This window comes from Streptomyces sp. NPDC030840 (assembly GCF_055572015.1).
Window position 1 is genome coordinate 213,332 of record NZ_JBVIEE010000011.1, and the last position, 14,999, is coordinate 228,330.

11 protein-coding genes are annotated in these 14,999 nt (G+C 71.1%); 3 read left to right on the plus strand and 8 right to left on the minus strand.

The window, feature by feature from the left end; genetic code table 11:
* Positions 1-1,080 carry an energy-coupling factor ABC transporter permease gene (locus tag ACZ49J_RS24310; protein ID WP_467452559.1) on the minus strand — a complete coding sequence of 360 codons (1,080 nt, stop codon included), beginning with the start codon at positions 1,078-1,080 and terminating at the stop codon, positions 1-3.
* A gap of 241 nt (positions 1,081-1,321) precedes the next feature.
* Here ACZ49J_RS24310 and ACZ49J_RS24315 point away from each other — a divergent pair, with 241 nt between their 5' ends.
* Positions 1,322-1,693 carry an SsgA family sporulation/cell division regulator gene (locus ACZ49J_RS24315; RefSeq protein ID WP_467452557.1) on the plus strand — a complete coding sequence of 124 codons (372 nt, stop codon included), beginning with the start codon at positions 1,322-1,324 and terminating at the stop codon, positions 1,691-1,693.
* A 17-nt stretch (positions 1,694-1,710) separates the two neighbouring features.
* On the opposite strand, the gene ACZ49J_RS24320 is transcribed toward ACZ49J_RS24315, so the two are convergent.
* Entirely contained in the window at positions 1,711-2,589 is an 879-nt protein-coding gene (locus ACZ49J_RS24320; protein WP_467452556.1) for an intradiol ring-cleavage dioxygenase, read from the minus strand.
* 383 nt (positions 2,590-2,972) lie between these two features.
* Between ACZ49J_RS24320 and ACZ49J_RS24325 the strand changes: the two genes are divergently transcribed.
* Positions 2,973-3,464, plus strand: coding sequence for a Uma2 family endonuclease (locus tag ACZ49J_RS24325; protein ID WP_467452555.1), 492 nt, complete (start codon positions 2,973-2,975; stop codon positions 3,462-3,464).
* Between the two features lie 15 nt (positions 3,465-3,479).
* On the opposite strand, the gene ACZ49J_RS24330 is transcribed toward ACZ49J_RS24325, so the two are convergent.
* From ACZ49J_RS24330 to ACZ49J_RS24340, 3 genes are all read right to left on the minus strand, one after another.
* Positions 3,480-4,034: a cysteine hydrolase family protein gene (locus tag ACZ49J_RS24330; protein ID WP_467452554.1), complete on the minus strand. Its 555-nt coding sequence runs from the start codon at positions 4,032-4,034 to the stop codon at positions 3,480-3,482.
* A 116-nt stretch (positions 4,035-4,150) separates the two neighbouring features.
* A complete protein-coding gene (locus ACZ49J_RS24335) occupies positions 4,151-6,412 on the minus strand; it encodes an MMPL family transporter (protein ID WP_467452553.1) in 2,262 nt (753 codons plus the stop codon).
* 297 nt (positions 6,413-6,709) lie between these two features.
* The gene (locus tag ACZ49J_RS24340; protein WP_467452552.1) at positions 6,710-7,309 is read right to left on the minus strand and encodes a TetR/AcrR family transcriptional regulator; all 600 of its coding nucleotides are present in this window, start codon (positions 7,307-7,309) and stop codon (positions 6,710-6,712) included.
* 268 nt (positions 7,310-7,577) lie between these two features.
* Here ACZ49J_RS24340 and ACZ49J_RS24345 point away from each other — a divergent pair, with 268 nt between their 5' ends.
* Positions 7,578-10,985 (plus strand): S41 family peptidase, encoded by a 3,408-nt coding sequence (locus tag ACZ49J_RS24345; RefSeq protein WP_467452551.1) that lies wholly within the window; start codon positions 7,578-7,580, stop codon positions 10,983-10,985.
* Between the two features lie 299 nt (positions 10,986-11,284).
* Here ACZ49J_RS24345 and ACZ49J_RS24350 read toward each other — a convergent pair whose 3' ends face one another.
* The 3 genes from ACZ49J_RS24350 to ACZ49J_RS24360 are packed head-to-tail and all read right to left on the minus strand — an operon-like array spanning position 11,285 to position 14,873.
* Positions 11,285-12,184 (minus strand): SDR family oxidoreductase, encoded by a 900-nt coding sequence (locus tag ACZ49J_RS24350; RefSeq protein ID WP_467452550.1) that lies wholly within the window; start codon positions 12,182-12,184, stop codon positions 11,285-11,287.
* Positions 12,181-13,173, minus strand: a complete 993-nt coding sequence (locus ACZ49J_RS24355; RefSeq protein WP_467452548.1) for an alpha/beta fold hydrolase — start codon at positions 13,171-13,173, stop codon at positions 12,181-12,183. The genes ACZ49J_RS24350 and ACZ49J_RS24355 overlap by 4 nt, the downstream gene beginning before the upstream one ends.
* Entirely contained in the window at positions 13,170-14,873 is a 1,704-nt protein-coding gene (locus ACZ49J_RS24360; protein ID WP_467452547.1) for a flavin-containing monooxygenase, read from the minus strand. Before ACZ49J_RS24360 ends, ACZ49J_RS24355 begins: the two co-directional genes overlap by 4 nt.
* Positions 14,874-14,999 lie beyond the last annotated feature (126 nt).

Below are 14,999 nucleotides of genomic sequence, written 5' to 3' on the forward strand. Positions count from 1 at the left end.
TCAGACGTTCTCGCGGACGTCGGACGCGTCGGACGGCACCGCGGCCGGGGACGTCTCACCCGTACGGCGCTTGCGGACGGCCCAGAAGACGCCCGTCCCGGCCACGACGGTGACGCCGACGCCGATCACACCCGCGAGCCCGCCGGAGAGTCGGGTGCCGGTGACGCCCTCGACGCCGTAGTCGGCGAGCGGCGAGTCGGCGGCGGCGTGCTCCTCGACCTTGGCGTCGATGCCCTTGTCGGCGGCCACCTTCTCCAGGCCGTCGGGGTTGGCGGAGGCGTAGAAACTGACGAACCCGGCGAGGACGAGGGAGGTGGCGAGGCCCGCGAGCAGCAGCTTGCGCGGGGAGCGGGCGGCGGCGACGGGCTCGGGCCGGGCGGGGGTGGCCGGCGCGTCGACGAGTTCGCCGTTCACGCGGAGCTTCAGCGGGGCGGTCAGGCCACGGGCGCCGTAGACCAGGTCCGGCCGTACGGCGATGACGGCGCCCACGGTGAGCGCGGTGATCGTGGCCTCACCGATGCCGATGAGGACGTGCACGCCGACCATCGCGGTGAGGACCTGCCCGATCGGCACGTCCGTGGTGCCGCCGACCGCGTAGACGAGGGTGAAGGCGGCGGCGGACGCGGGCACGGAGATCAGGGCGGCGGCGAAGGCGGAGACGGTGACCGAGGGCCGCCTCTTCGGCAGGATCTTCACCAGGCCGCGGAAGAGGGCGTACGCGACGACCGACGTCACGACCGCCATCACGGTGATGTTCACGCCGAGCGCGGTGAGGCCGCCGTCCGCGAACAGGATGCCCTGCATGAGCAGCACGACGGACACGCACAGGACCCCCGTGTACGGCCCCACGAGTATCGCGGCGAGCGCGCCGCCCAGCAGATGCCCGCTGGTGCCCGCGGCGACGGGGAAGTTCAGCATCTGCACGGCGAAGATGAACGCGGCGACGAGCCCGGCGAGCGGTGCCGTCCGCTCGTCGAGCTCGCGCCGGGCTCCGCGCAGGCTCACGGCCACGGCACCCGCCGCGACGACTCCGGCTGCCGCCGAGACGGGGGCGTTGATGAATCCGTCGGGCACATGCATGGGCTGGCTCGCTCTCCTGCTCGGGGTCGGGCCGCGGTCGGCTGCGTACGGTGCGTGGCTGGAACCGTACGATGATAGAGCCTTGTTGCGAACTTCTTGCAAGAGCGCGTGACGGCCAACAACCGGGCGCACGCACCGGCGCTCCGGCCGGAATGCGGAAAATATGGCACATTGGACACAAAGCGGATGCCCAGCCTCTGCTGGTTCTCTGCTTGGGTCACTCAGCGTAGGGAGCCGTCCGATGTCCGTTGTCGAACAGTACGCGCGAGCCCACGTCGTCACGGACTCCATCGAGTCCGAGGACACGGTCCGGGTGCTCCTGCGCTACGACTCCGAGGACGACCCCCGCGCCGTTCACGTCAACCTCCCCGGCCTCCATCAGCCCGGTCTCCACCAGGAACCCCACGACTGGGAGGTCTCCCGCGAACTCATCGAACGCGGCCTGCGCGCCCCCGCCTCCAGCGGCGATGTGAGCGTCTGGCCCCTCGGCCGGGTCCAGGCCGTCATGGAGTTCCACTCGGCCGAGGGCGTGGAGGTCATGCAGTTCGACGCGAAGGTCCTGATCCGCTTCCTCCGGCAGACGTACATGACGGGGACGCGGGTGCACGGCTGACTACGCGTACAGGGCGACTACACGGGGACGGTGAGAGTGGCCGTGTAGCCCTTGTCGACGTCGCCCTTGACCGTGGCCAGCTGCTGGTCGTAGCCGTCGCTGAAGATGTTGTCCGTCTCCAGGGACAGCCGGCTCAGATTCGTCACGCTCTGGCTGTAACCGTCCGTGGCGTACACGGTGTCGCAGACGTCCTTCGGGAAGGCGAGCTGCGAGGTGGCCACGATGGACTGGGCGGCGGTGGCGTCGTCCAGGCTCCCGTACACCTCGAAGTGGATGTGCGGCCAGCGGCCCGCGTAGCAGGCGGGGAAGATCGACATGAAGGTCACCTGGCCCTTGTCGTCGGTCTCCTGGACGCCGCGCAGGTAGTTCTCCTCGGTGACGCCCTCGGAGTACAGGGAGTAGTTGCCGTCCCGGTCGCAGTGCCAGAGGTACACGGCGGCTCCCTTCTTCGGGGTGTCGCACCCGGACGCCTGGTCGACGACGGTGAGCGTGATGGTCAGCGGGATGCCCTCGGCGACCCCACTGGCCGAGCCGAAGCTCTTGGTGATGTCGCGGCGGACGACGCCGCTCTCCTTGAGGACGTTCACTCCGTTCGAACCGTCGCCGGGGTACGGGCCCGCCGTCTCTTCGGGAATGGTCTCGCAGGCCGCGTCGGACGCGGACGACCCTCCGGTGGAGGACGAGGAGGAAGCCGCGGACGAGCTTCCCGAGTCGTCCGTGGAGCAGGCCGCCACGACCTGCACCATGCTCGCGCCGGCCAGCAGCCTGATCACGCGGCGGCGGGCGAGCACGGGAAGGTCGTAGGCGAGCCCTCTGTCGAACTCGTCGTCGTGGTGGTGGTCGTGACTGTCGCCGTGGCCCTGGCCCTGGCCCTGGCCTCTGTTGTGTCCGCTCATGGTGTGCCCGCGCGCTTTCTGTCCGTTCCCGTCATGGAATGCGCGTGATGCTATGAGCGCTACCTGTGAGCTCCCTGTCGGTACGCCGAGAGGTTCTTGAGGAAGCGCGTCCCGGTGGCGGGGGCGACGGTGGAGTTCCGCGGTATTCATCGCTCCCCCGGCGCCTTGCAAGTCGCCCTGCCGGCGGAACCGGAACTCACGCGCTCGTGCTCCGGTGGCATGCGCGGTCTTCTTTTCCAAGAAACGACCAGGTGAAAGAACCCCCACCAAGCCCCACCCCTCCCACCCACGGCGCACCATCACCCGCGCGGGTGAACATGTCCAACTCGGCTGGATTCGGGAGCCCTTGCCTGCCTTACGCTCAGCGCGGCACAACAGCAGACATGCGGCGGCCCTCGCCGGGACTGGCATCCCAGTGCGAGGGCCTGACCACCGAGGAAGTGAAGGCCTTCCTGGAGGTGATGCCGGAAGAGATCGTGGCCCATACGGGCGAGCCTGATGTCGAAGACGAGTCAGAAGGCATCATGCGTCGCCCCGACGTGATGGTGATCGCCCTGACGGACATGGACGTTCCCGGGTCCTTCGGCCCCCGCACCCTCATCGCCGCCATCGAGGTGGTCTCCTCCCCCAACCCGGACAATGACTGGGTGGTCAAGATGCGCGACTATCCCCTGATCGGTATCCCTGTCTACGCCATCGTCGACCCGCGCACCGGCACGGGTGCCGTCCTCTCCGACATCCACTCCACTCCTGACGGCCCGCGCTACGCGACACGCAAGGACTTCGTGTACGGCGAGGACGTCACCATCGGCGACTGGACGATCTCGACGGAGAACCTGCCGCGCTACACGAAGAAGCCCGAGGACGAAGGCTGATGAGACCAGGCGACCTCAGCCTCGGAAACCGACCTCCTCCGTCGTGGTCACGGCGGCCGTCCGGCCCGGTGCCCTCTGGTACTGCCAGTACAAGTTGGTGTGAGCGATGACCTGGTCCGGTGGCGGGGAGCCCCACGCGCTGTTGTCGGGGGCCGTGTGCGCGTCGGCGACGAGGGTCACGTCGTAGCCGCGGACGAAGGCGCCGTGGATGGTGGACCGTATGCAGGCGTCCGTCTCCGCGCCGGTCACGACCAGGCGGCCGACGCCGGCCGCGGCCAGTGTCTCCTCCAGGTCGGTGTCCTCGAAGGAGTCGCCGTACGCCTTGTGCACCAGCGGCTCGGGCTGCTCGCGGGTCAGCTCCGGGACGTACTCCCAGGCGTCGCTCCCCTGCGGCAGGCCTTCGTCGGAGTGCTGGACCCAGACGACGGGGACGCCCTCCGCGCGGGCCTTCTCGACGAGCGTGCCGATGTTGGCGACGACGGCGTCACGCTGGTACGCCTCCGCCACGACGCCCTTCTGGACATCGATCACCAGCAGGGCGGTGTTTGGCCGGTCCGGCAGTGTGGTCATGGTGCATCACGTTAGACCGGGCCACTGACAACGCGCGTGAGAAGCCGGTGAGGGCGCCCCGTCCCCACGGAGCCCTCACCGGCTGGTCCTGTCCGTCCCTCGTCAGGGCCGTCGCGTCAGACGCGTGCCAGTTCCCTGTCCTCGTCCTCGTCCTTCGGGCGGTCGTCGTCGAGGTCGCGCAGGCCCTCGCCCTCCACGTCCACGTTCGGCAGGGCGCGGTCCAGCCACTTCGGGAGCCACCAGGCCTTCTCGCCCAGCAGGGCGAGCACCGCGGGGACGATGGCCATGCGGACGATGACGGCGTCGAAGAGGACGGCGATGGCGAGGCCGAAGCCGATCATCTTGACCATCGACTCGTGGGAGCCGATGAAGCCCGCGAAGACCGCCATCATGATGACCGCCGCGGCCGTGACGACCCGGGCGCCGTGCCGGAAGCCGGTGACCACCGCCTGGGTCGGCTTCTCCCCGTGGACGTACGCCTCGCGCATGCGGGTCACGAGGAAGACCTCGTAGTCCATCGCCAGGCCGAAGACGATGCCCACCATGAAGATCGGCATCATCGACATGATCGGGCCGGTCTCCTCGACGCCCATCGCCCCGGCCAGCCAGCCCCACTGGAAGACCGCGACCACGGCGCCCAGCGCCGCCAGCACGCTCAGCAGGAAGCCGAGGGCCGCCTTCAGCGGGACCAGGATCGAGCGGAAGACCACGATGAGGAGGAGGAAGGCGAGGCCCACCACCAGCGCGAGGTAGGGGATCAGCGCGTCGTTCAGCTTCTGCGAGAAGTCGATGTTCATCGCCGTGGTGCCCGTGACGACGACGTTCGCCCGCGTGTCCGTCCTGATGTCGGCGCCGGTGTCACGGATCTCGTGCACCAGGTTCTCGGTCGTGGCCGAGGACGGCTTGGAGTCGGGGATCACCGTGATCATCGCGGTGTCCCCGGCCTTGTTGAACACCGCCGGGCTCACCGACACGACGCCCTTGATGTCCTTGACCGTGTCGGAGACCTCGGTGGCGGCCCCCTTGGGGTCGTCGCTCGACTTCGCGTCGACCACGACCATCAGCGGACCGTTGAAGCCGGGACCGAAGCCCTCGGACAGCAGGTCGTACGCGCGGCGCTGGGTCGTGGAGGTCGGCTGGGAGCCGTCGTCCGGGAGACCCAGTTGCAGGTCGCTCGCCGGGATGGCGGCCGCGCCCAGGCCGACGACGCCGACGAGGAGCACGGCGACGGGACGGCGGACGACGAAGCTCGCCCAGCGGGTGCCCAGGTTCGGCTTCGCGGGCCTGGCCCCGTCCCCTTGCGCGTCCCCTTGGGTGTCGGGGGCCTTCTTCCCTGCCCGGCCGCCGCCCATCCACCGGGCCTTCGTGCCCGCGGGCTGGATTTTCCGGCCCGCGTAACCGAGCAGCGCCGGGATCATCGTCAGCGCGATGAGGACGGCGACGGCGACCGTGCCCGCCGCCGCGAGGCCCATCTTCGTCAGCATCGGGACGTTGACGACCGACAGGCCGGCCAGCGCGATCACGACCGTGAGGCCCGCGAAGATCACCGCCGAGCCCGCCGTGCCGACGGCCCGGCCGGCCGCTTCCTCGCGCTCGCGGCCCTCGGCGAGTTCGCCGCGGTAGCGGGAGACGATGAACAGGGCGTAGTCGATGCCGACGGCGAGGCCCAGCATCGCGGCCAGGGTGGAGGTGGTGGTACCCAGATCCAGGGTGCTCGCCAGCGCGGTGATCGACGCGACGCCGATGCCCACACCGATCACCGCGGTCAGCAGCGGCAGTCCGGCCGCCACCAGCGAACCGAGGGTGATGACGAGGACGACCGCGGCGACCGCGATGCCGATGATCTCCGTGGCCCCGGTCTCGGCCGGTGCCTGCAGCGCGTCGCCGCCGACCTCGACGGTCAGGCCGGTGTCACGCGCGTTCTGCGCGGCCTCCTCCAGGGCGTCCCGCGAGGAGTCCTCCAGTTCCATGCCGGGGACCTTGTACGCCACCTGCGCGTACGCGATCGTCCCGTCCTTCGAGATCGACCGGGTGGTGAACGGGTCGGTGACGGAGGTGACTTCGGAGCCGGTGCCCAGCTCCTTGACCGTCTCCTCGACGGCCGCCTTGTTGCCGGCGTCCGTCATCTTCTCCCCCGCGGGCGCCTTGAACACGACGCGCGCGGTCGCTCCGTCGGCGCTGGAGCCGGGGAAGCGCTGTTCCAGCAGGTCGAAGGCCTTCTGCGCCTCGGTGCCGGGGATGGAGAAGGAAGTCGAGCCCGCGGGGGGCGCGGAGGCTGCGCCGACCCCGGCGAGGGTCAGCAGGGCCACCCAGAACAGGGCGACGAAATGCCGTCGCCGGAAGGCGAGTCGGCCGAGTTTGTAGAGGAACGTGGCCACGGGGGCGTACTCCCGTTCAGGTCGTGGACGTGCATACGGCAGGGGTGATCAGCCCTGGGGAAGCCCGGGGAGGGCAAGGGGGTGTGCAGGGCCTGCAGGCGTGTGCAGGGCCTTGGTCTGCAGGGAACTGCAGGGAACTGCAGGGAACTGCAGGGCCGCAGGAAACTGCAGGGGTCCGCAGGCTGTGCAGGGTGTGCAGGGGTGATCAGCCCGACGACGTGAGCGGTGGCGTCAGGTGGTGGTCAGGTCGTGCTCAGGTGGTGGTCAGCTGCCGGACGGCAGTGACCCGGGGATGTCTCAGTGGGTTCGCACGCCGAGGGCGGGGAGGATCACGGCGTCGATGTACGAACGGAGGAAGTCCTGCGTCGGTGGCCGCTCGTCGAGCAGCGTCCGGGTGACGAAGCCACCGAGCATCATGTGCACCACGAACCCGATCGCCGGGTTGTCCGCACGGACCTCCCCGCGGTCGATGGCCCGCTGCACCACTGCGTGGAACTCCGCCAGCTCCGGATCGATGAGGAACTCCCGGAACGCCTGCAGGAGATCGGGGTTCCCGTGCACCGCCATGAACAGGCCCCGCACCAGTGCGGCGTTCTGCTCCATGGTGCAGTCGTCCTCCTTCAGGACGAGCGCGTGCAGATCGCCCCGCAGGGACCCGGTGTCGACGTCGGCGAGGCCGCCCGGCTTGTTGAACCGCATCGCCTTCGCCACCAGTTCGGCCTTGCCGCCCCACTGGCGGTAGAGGGTGGCCTTGCTGGAACGGGTGCGGGTGGCCACGGCGTCCATGGTCAGGGCGTCGTAGCCGACTTCCCGGAGCAGGTCGAGCACGGCGCCGTACAGCTCGGCCTCGCGCTCGGGCGTGAGTCGACTGCGTCGCACTGTCGCGGTCTCAGTCATCCCACTCTCCTCTTTCCCACTCCGCGTCCGGCCCGGCATGAGGACAGCCTAGTAGGAGGACTGCCCGGCGCCGTTCCGAACGAAACCGTTTCGTACGCTTGAGAAGATACCCCGTGAAGCTTCGAAACGAAACCGTTTCGTACGTGTCCTGGGTCACGTACTGGTCAAGCGCTGGTCATGGGCCGGCACACGCGCTGGCACACGCACTGGGTCATGTCACCCCCGCCACGAGTTGCCGGGGCCCCTCACCCGGCAAAGCATGGGAGAGGTGAGCGAGTACGAGACCGCCCCCGGTTATCTCCGCTTCCCCCACCTCAGCGGCGACCGGCTCTGCTTCGTGGCCGAGGACGACGTGTGGCTGGCGCCTCTCGACGATCCGGGCCGTGCCTGGCGCCTCACCGTGGACCGGACCAAGGCCGGGCACCCGCGCTTCTCGCCCGACGGCCGCCGTATCGCGTACACGAGCTGGCGGAGCCTGGTCCCCGAGATCCACCTCGCGCCGGTGGACGGCGGGCCCACGACACGGCTCACCTACTGGGGCAGCGCGGACACCCGGGTGTGCGGCTGGGACCCCGAGGGCCACATCCTCGCCGTGGCCTCGCACGGTCAGCCGTTCTCCCACTTCACCTGGGCCTACAAGGTCCCCGCGAACGGCGACCCCGGGGAGCGGCTGCCCTGGGGCCCGGTCGCCGACATCCAGGTCGCCGACATCGACGGCGAGCGCAGGACCCTGCTGCTCACCGGCACCCCGCCGCACGAACCCGCCTCCTGGAAGCGGTACCGCGGCGGGGCCATGGGCAGGCTGTGGCTGCACGGGCGGCGCCTGCTCGCCTCCCTCGAAGGGCACCTGCACTCCCCCGTGTTCGCCGGCGGCCGCATCGCCTTCCTCTCCGACCACGAGGGCGTCGGCAACCTGTACTCGTGCACGTACGACGGTGGCGACCTGCGCCGCCACACCGACCACGACGCGTTCTACGCACGGCACGCCTCCTCCGACGGCACGCGGGTCGTGTACCAGTGCGCGGGCGACCTGTGGATCGTCGACGACCTCTCCCCCGACTCGGTCCCCCGGCGTCTCGACGTCCGGTTGGGCGGGCCGCGCGCGGGACGGCGCCCCTACCAGGTGCCGGCCGCCCAGCACGTGGACGGGATCTCGGTCGACGAGACGGGCCGGGCCAGCGCGGTCGTCGTACGCGGCAGCCTGTACTGGCTCACACACCGCGACGGCCCCGCGCGCACCCTCACGGACACCCCGGGCGTACGGGTGCGGCTGCCCGAGATGCTCGGCGCCGGCGGGCGGGTGGCGTACGTGACGGACGCGGAGGGCGAGGACGCCGTCGAGATCGCGTACCTGCCCCGGGCCAGCGGCACGCGCGCGCCACGGCGCCTGGCCTCCGGCGAGCTGGGGCGGGTGCTGGAGATGGTGTCCGACCCGGAGGGCGAGCGGCTGGCGATCGCGGCGCACGACGGGCGGTTGCTGCTGCTCACGGTGGCAGACGAGACGGCGGAGGCGACCGAGGTGCTCCAGGCCACCGAGGAGACCGATGTAACCGAGGCGACCGAGGCCACCGAGGCACTCCAGGTAACCGAGGCAAACGAGGAGACGGAAGCGGCTCACGGGCCGGCGGCCGCCCCCGCACCGGACGGCGGGACGACGGAGATCATCCGGTCCGTCAACGGACCGGTGCGCGACCTCGCGTTCTCCCCGGACGGGGCATGGCTGACCTGGTCGCACCCGGGCATCGGGCGCACCCTGCGCCAGATCAAGCTGGCACGGATCAAGGACCGGCTGATCGTCGACGTCACGAACGGCCGCTTCGAGGACGAGAACCCGGTGTTCACGCGCGACGGCCGCTACCTCGCGTTCCTGTCCTGGCGCGGCTTCGACCCGGTGTACGACGTGCACACCGGCGACCTGTCCTTCCCGCTCGGCTGCCGCCCGTACCTCGTCCCCCTGTCCTCGGCGACGCCCTCGCCCTTCGCGCTGAACCCGGACGGGCGGCCGGTGGCCGGAGGCATGGGCCCCGCCGAGGACGAGCAGGAGACCGGCGACGGAACGGTGACCGTCGAGATCGAGGGCCTGGAGAACCGGGTGACGCCCTTCCCGGTCACGGCCTCCAAGTACTCGGGGCTGCGCCCCGTCGAGGGCGGCGGCCTCGTCTGGCTGCGCTGGCCGATCTCGGGCGCGCTGGGCGAGACGTTCGCGAACCCGGACAACCTGTCCGGCCGCCCCACCCTCGAGTACTTCACCATCACCAAGGCCAGGCGGTCAGAACTCGTCGATGACCTGGACTGGTTCTCCGTCAGCGGGGACGGGTCACGCCTGGTGGTCGCCGACGAGGGCGACCTGCGGGCGGTGCCGTCCACCGAGCCGGGCGACAGCGACACGACGGCCTGGATCGACCTGCGGCGCATCCCGCACGTGGTGGACCCGGCGGCCGAGTGGCGGCAGTCGTACGCGGAGGCGGGGCGGATCATCCGCGCCTACTTCTGGGAGCCGGAGATGTGCGGGATCGACTGGGACGCGGTGCTGGAGCAGTACCGGCCGCTGGTCGAACGGGTGGCGTCGCCGGACGAGTTCGCCGACCTGCTGCGTGAGGTGCTGGGCGAGCTGGGCACGTCCCACGCGTACGTCGGGCCGTCCCGCCACAACGAGGGGCCGGCGCACTATCAGCGCCTGCAGGGACTTCTGGGCGCGAACTTCACACGGGGGGACGGCGGTTGGACGGTGAAGCGCATCCTGTCCGGTGAGTCCTCCGACTCCAGGGCCCGCTCGCCGCTGGCCGGTTCGGGGATCCGTGAGGGGGCGGTGCTCACGCATGTGGACGGGCGGCCGGTGGATCCGGTGGCGGGCCCGTACCCGCTGCTCGCCGGGTCGGGCGGTACGACGGTGGAGCTGACGTTCACGCCCGGGGACGGCGCGCCCGGCGAGGGCGAGGGGCGGACGCGCCGGGTCGCGGTGGTGCCCCTGATCGACGAGCGACCGCTCCGGTACCAGGACTGGGTGGCGAAACGGCGTGCGGTGGTGCGGGAGTTGAGCGGTGGCCGCTGCGGGTATCTGCACATCCCGGACATGGGTGGCTCGGGATGGGCCCAGTTCAACCGGGATCTGCGCATGGAGGTGTCGAGGCCCGCCCTGATCGTGGACGTCCGGGGCAACGCGGGCGGCAACATCAGCGAGCTGGTCATCGAGAAGCTGACCCGCACGATCCTGGGCTGGGACGTGACGCGGAACGCCCAGCCGGTGTCGTACACGTCGAACGCCCCGCGCGGGCCGGTGGTCGCGCTCGCGGACGAGGCGACGTCGTCGGACGGCGACATGATCACGGCGGCGTTCAAGCTGCTGAAGCTGGGGCCGGTGGTGGGGCAGCGGACGTGGGGCGGGGTGGTGGGGATGACGGGCCGCCACCGCCTGGGCGACGGCACGGTGATCACGGTGCCGATGAACGCCGCGTGGTTCGACGCGTACGGGTGGTCGGTGGAGAACCACGGGGTCGCCCCCGATCTGGAGATCCTCCGCACACCACTGGACTGGGCCGAGGGACGGCACGCGCAACTGGCCGACGCGGTCCGCCTGGCACTCGACCTCCTCCACCCGCACCCGGCGGCGGTCCCCCCGGACGGCCACGGCCACGTCCCGGACCGGTCCCGTCCGGGACTGCCGCCGAGGCCGTGAGCGGAGTTCGGGGGCGGTCGGGGTTCGGTCGGGGTTGTTCGCCCCCGCCGCCCCGACCCGTCCCATCCCCGGGGCTCCGCTCCGGACCCCGCTCCTCAAACTCCCCCAGCTACCGCTGGGAGGTGCCCCCAAGGGGCTGGATCTCCGCGGCCGGGGCTTGGATCTCCAGCCGAGGCCGGGCACATCCAGCCCGTCCGGCGTTTGAGGACGAGGCCGCAAGGCCGATGCGGGGGTCTGGGGGCGCAGCCCCCAAGGACGGGACGGGTAGGGGCGGCGGGGGTGAAAAAAGCCCCCTGGGCTCACGACGGGCGGTGAGACGCCGCTCCACCACGCTCCCTCTCGTCCGCCTCCCCGCCCGCCCCCACCAGCCCGGTGCGGACCTCCGACAGCCGGGGCTCGAACCTTCGCATGTCCCGGCGACCGACCGTCGCGATGATTCCGGGCAGGTAGCCGCGTACGCCCTGCATCCCGCGCAGCCACCACTGCCCGTAGACGTGCGCGGACCGGCGTTCGATGCCCGCCACGAGCCGGTCGACCGCCGGGCCCAGCGGATACGTCCTGCTCGCGGGCCAGGGCAGCCGCTGCCGCAGCTCCCGCATCACGTCGTCCTGGTCGGCGCCCCGCACCATGTCCGTGTCGGTCCACGACAGGTACGCCACCCCGACACCGACACCCTTGTGGCCGACCTCCCCGCGCAGGCAGTGCGCGTACGCCTCCACGCCCGACTTGGAGGCGCAGTACGCGCTCATCATGGGCGCCGGGGTGATCGCCGCGAGCGAGGCGATCTGGAGCAGGTAGCCCCGGGTCTCGGTGAGCGCGGGCAGGAAGGCGCGTGCCGTGACCGCCGACCCGATGAGGTTGACCTCGATGACCCGCCGCCATGCCTCGGGGTCGGAGGCGGCGAAGGGGCCGCCGGTCGCGACGCCCGCGTTGGCGACGACGATGTCCACCCTTCCGAAGTGCTCGCCCACTTCACGTGCGACCCGGGCCATGGCCGCCTGGTCCGTGACGTCGGCGTGCCAGTACTCGCTCTCGCCGTGCAGCCGCTCCGAGACCTGCTTCAGCGCGTCAGGTTCCAGGCCGACGAGGGCGACCTTGACGCCGCGCGCGGAGAGCTTGCGGGCGAGGAGTTCACCCACGCCCCGCGCGGCACCGGTGACGACCGCGACCCTCCCGGCCAGCTTCACCCCGCCGCTCACGCGCTCGCCTCCTCGCCGGCTCCGGCGCCGGAGCCGGAGCCGGTACGGGCGCTGGCGCTGGCACCGGCACCGGCACCACTCGCGCCGTCGGTGACGTACGTCGCGACGAGCTCCCTGATCCGCGAGCACACCAGCTCCGGCGCCTCCACCGGCGTCATGTGCCCGACGCCGGGCAGTTCGGTGAGGCCGACGCACTCGGGCAGCGCGGCCGCCAGCGCGCGCGACTGCACGGGCGGGGTCAGCCGGTCCGCCGTGCCGACGACCACGGCCGTGGGCACCCGCAACTCCCGTACGCCGTGGTCGAGATCGAGCAGGTCCAGGACGTGTGCCCAGGTGTAGCGCACCCGCGTCGGACAGGCGTGCACGATCCGCGCGCACGCCTCGACCATCAGCCGCGACGAACCGGGGCCCATCGTCCCGTACTTGAGGATCGCCATGGCGACCGGTGTCACCGGCCCGAGCGGAAGCCGGGAGCCGAGGATCTTCCGGGTGAGCCAGGTGCGCAGCCGCCCCGCGCGGATCGGGACGACGAGTGACTCGGCGACGAGGTTCGAACTGCCCGTGCTCAGCAGCAGCGCCGCCACCACGTGCTCCCGGAACACCGGCCGCGCGGAGGCCGCCATCACGGTCATCCCGCCCATGGAGTGCCCCACGGCCACCGCCGGTTCGCCGGGCGCGAGCGTGGCCTTCAGCACCGCCTCCAGGTCGTCGGCGAGCACGTCCGTGCTGCAGGTGGGAGTGGCCGGGCTGCGTCCGTGGCCGCGCTGGTCGTAGGTGATCACCCGGTGGCCGACGGCGAGGTCCCGGAGCTGCGCCGCCCAGAAGGCGGTCGAGCAGGTCCAGCCGTGGGCGAGGACCACGGCGGGCGCGTCCTCGGGTCCGTGCACCTCCACGTGCAGCCGCGCGCCGTCGGCGGAGACGGCGGTCAACTCCCGTACGGGCACGGGCGGGGCGTAGGGACCGCTCCTCACATGCATCAGTCGGGTCATGCTCCGGCCTCCACCTTCGTCGTCGTACGGGACTTCTCCGTGCCGGGCGTGCCGGGCCGCGGGGCGGCCGACGGGTCCGGGGCGCGCAGCACCTCGTACTCGCCCAGGTTCACGCGGCGCGTGGCATGACGGAACTCCGTCGTCGTGCCCGGCCAGATGGTCGTGTTGCGGCCGCTGTCGTCGAGGTACCAGCTGGTGCAGCCGCCCGTGTTCCACACGGTGCGCTTCATGCGTTCCTGGACCCGGCGGTTCCAGGCGGTGACGGCGGCCGGGCGGGCGTCGAGGGCGGCACGGCCGCCGAGTGCGTCCAACTGCCGCAGGAAGTCGGTCATGTAGTTCAGCTGGGACTCGATCATCAGGATCATGCTGGAGTTTCCGAGGGCCGTGTTGGGGCCGATGATCGTCATCCAGTTGGGGAAGCCGGCGGCGGAGGCGCCGCGCAGGGACTGCATGCCGTTCTCGGACCAGGCTTCGGCGAGCGTACGGCCGTCCGCGCCCACGACCCGGTCGGTGATGGGCATGTCGGTGACGTGGAAGCCGGTGCCGAAGACGATGGCGTCGACCTCGGCGCGGGTGCCGTCGGCGGCGATGACGGTGGAGCCGTCGATCCCGGCGAGGCCTGAGGCCACGACGTCGACGTTGGGCCGGGTCAGCGCCGGGTAGTACGTGTTCGACAGCAGGATGCGCTTGCAGCCGATGCGGTAGTCGGGTGTGAGCTTGGCGCGCAGGGCCGGGTCCTTGACGGCGCGGGCCATGTTCCGCTTCGCCATGTGCTCGACCAGCCCGAGCTCGTTCGGGTGCTTGGTGAACGCCTGTACCTGCAACTCCCGTACGCCCCACAGGAATCCGCGCCTGAGCCGGGCGGTGAAGGGCAGTTCCCGGTGCAGCCGGCGTTCCAGGCCGCTGATGGCGCGGTCGACGCGGGGCAGTACCCAGGGCGGGGTGCGCTGGAAGAGGGTGAGGCGGCCGACCCGCGGCTGGATCTCCGGCACGATCTGGATGGCGGACGCGCCCGTGCCGACCATCGCGACCCGCTTGCCGCGCAGGTCGTAGTCGTGGTCCCAGCGGGCGGAGTGGAAGATCTTGCCGGGGAAGGTGCCGATCCCGGGGATGTCTGGGATTTTGGGGTCGGCCAGGGGCCCGGTGGCGGAGACGACGACGTCGGCGGAGAGCCGGCCCCCGCTGGTCTCGATGTCCCAGCGGAGCCGCTCGCCGTCCCATGTCATCCGCCGCACCTCGGAGTTGAAGCGGATGTGCGGGCGCAGCCGGAAGACGTCCGTCACGTGCTCCAGGTAGGCGCGGATGTGTTCCTGCCCGGAGAAGGCGCGCGGCCAGTCGGGGTTGGGCGCGAAGGAGAACGAGTACAGGTGCGACGGCACGTCACAGGCGCAGCCCGGATAGCTGTTGTCCCGCCAGGTGCCGCCGACGGAGCCGGCCCGTTCCAGCACGACGAAGTCGGTGACACCCGCGCGCCGCAGCCGCACGGCGGCGCCCAGCCCGCCGAACCCGGAGCCGACGACGGCCACCCGCACGTGCGGGTGCCCCGGTCCCGGCTTCTGGTTCTTCCCCTGTGCCGACTTCCGCTGTACCGACTTGCGCTGTTCGGACTTGTGCTGTTCCGGCTTCGGCGGTGCCGACTTCCGCTGGTGCGGTGTCTGTTGGTCCGGCTCCCGTTCCGGCTCACGCTCGCGCTCGGCCATCCCGACGCCTCCTTGCCTCGTACCGGCCTCGCCACCGTGCCAGTGAACACTGGCGCAGTGGGAGCGTAGGGCAGGACCGTACCGATGGGTAGGGGGCGGAACCAAAGAAGTTACCGGCGGTACAAC

Coding starts and splice junctions, on each gene's coding strand:
- ACZ49J_RS24315 (WP_467452557.1), top strand. CDS start 1,322: ATGTCCGTTGTCGAACAGTACGCGCGAGCCCACGTCGTCACGGACTCC.
- ACZ49J_RS24310 (WP_467452559.1), bottom strand. CDS start 1,080: ATGCATGTGCCCGACGGATTCATCAACGCCCCCGTCTCGGCGGCAGCC.
- ACZ49J_RS24360 (WP_467452547.1), bottom strand. CDS start 14,873: ATGGCCGAGCGCGAGCGTGAGCCGGAACGGGAGCCGGACCAACAGACA.
- ACZ49J_RS24355 (WP_467452548.1), bottom strand. CDS start 13,173: ATGACCCGACTGATGCATGTGAGGAGCGGTCCCTACGCCCCGCCCGTG.
- ACZ49J_RS24320 (WP_467452556.1), bottom strand. CDS start 2,589: ATGAGCGGACACAACAGAGGCCAGGGCCAGGGCCAGGGCCACGGCGAC.
- ACZ49J_RS24340 (WP_467452552.1), bottom strand. CDS start 7,309: ATGACTGAGACCGCGACAGTGCGACGCAGTCGACTCACGCCCGAGCGC.
- ACZ49J_RS24330 (WP_467452554.1), bottom strand. CDS start 4,034: ATGACCACACTGCCGGACCGGCCAAACACCGCCCTGCTGGTGATCGAT.
- ACZ49J_RS24325 (WP_467452555.1), top strand. CDS start 2,973: ATGCGGCGGCCCTCGCCGGGACTGGCATCCCAGTGCGAGGGCCTGACC.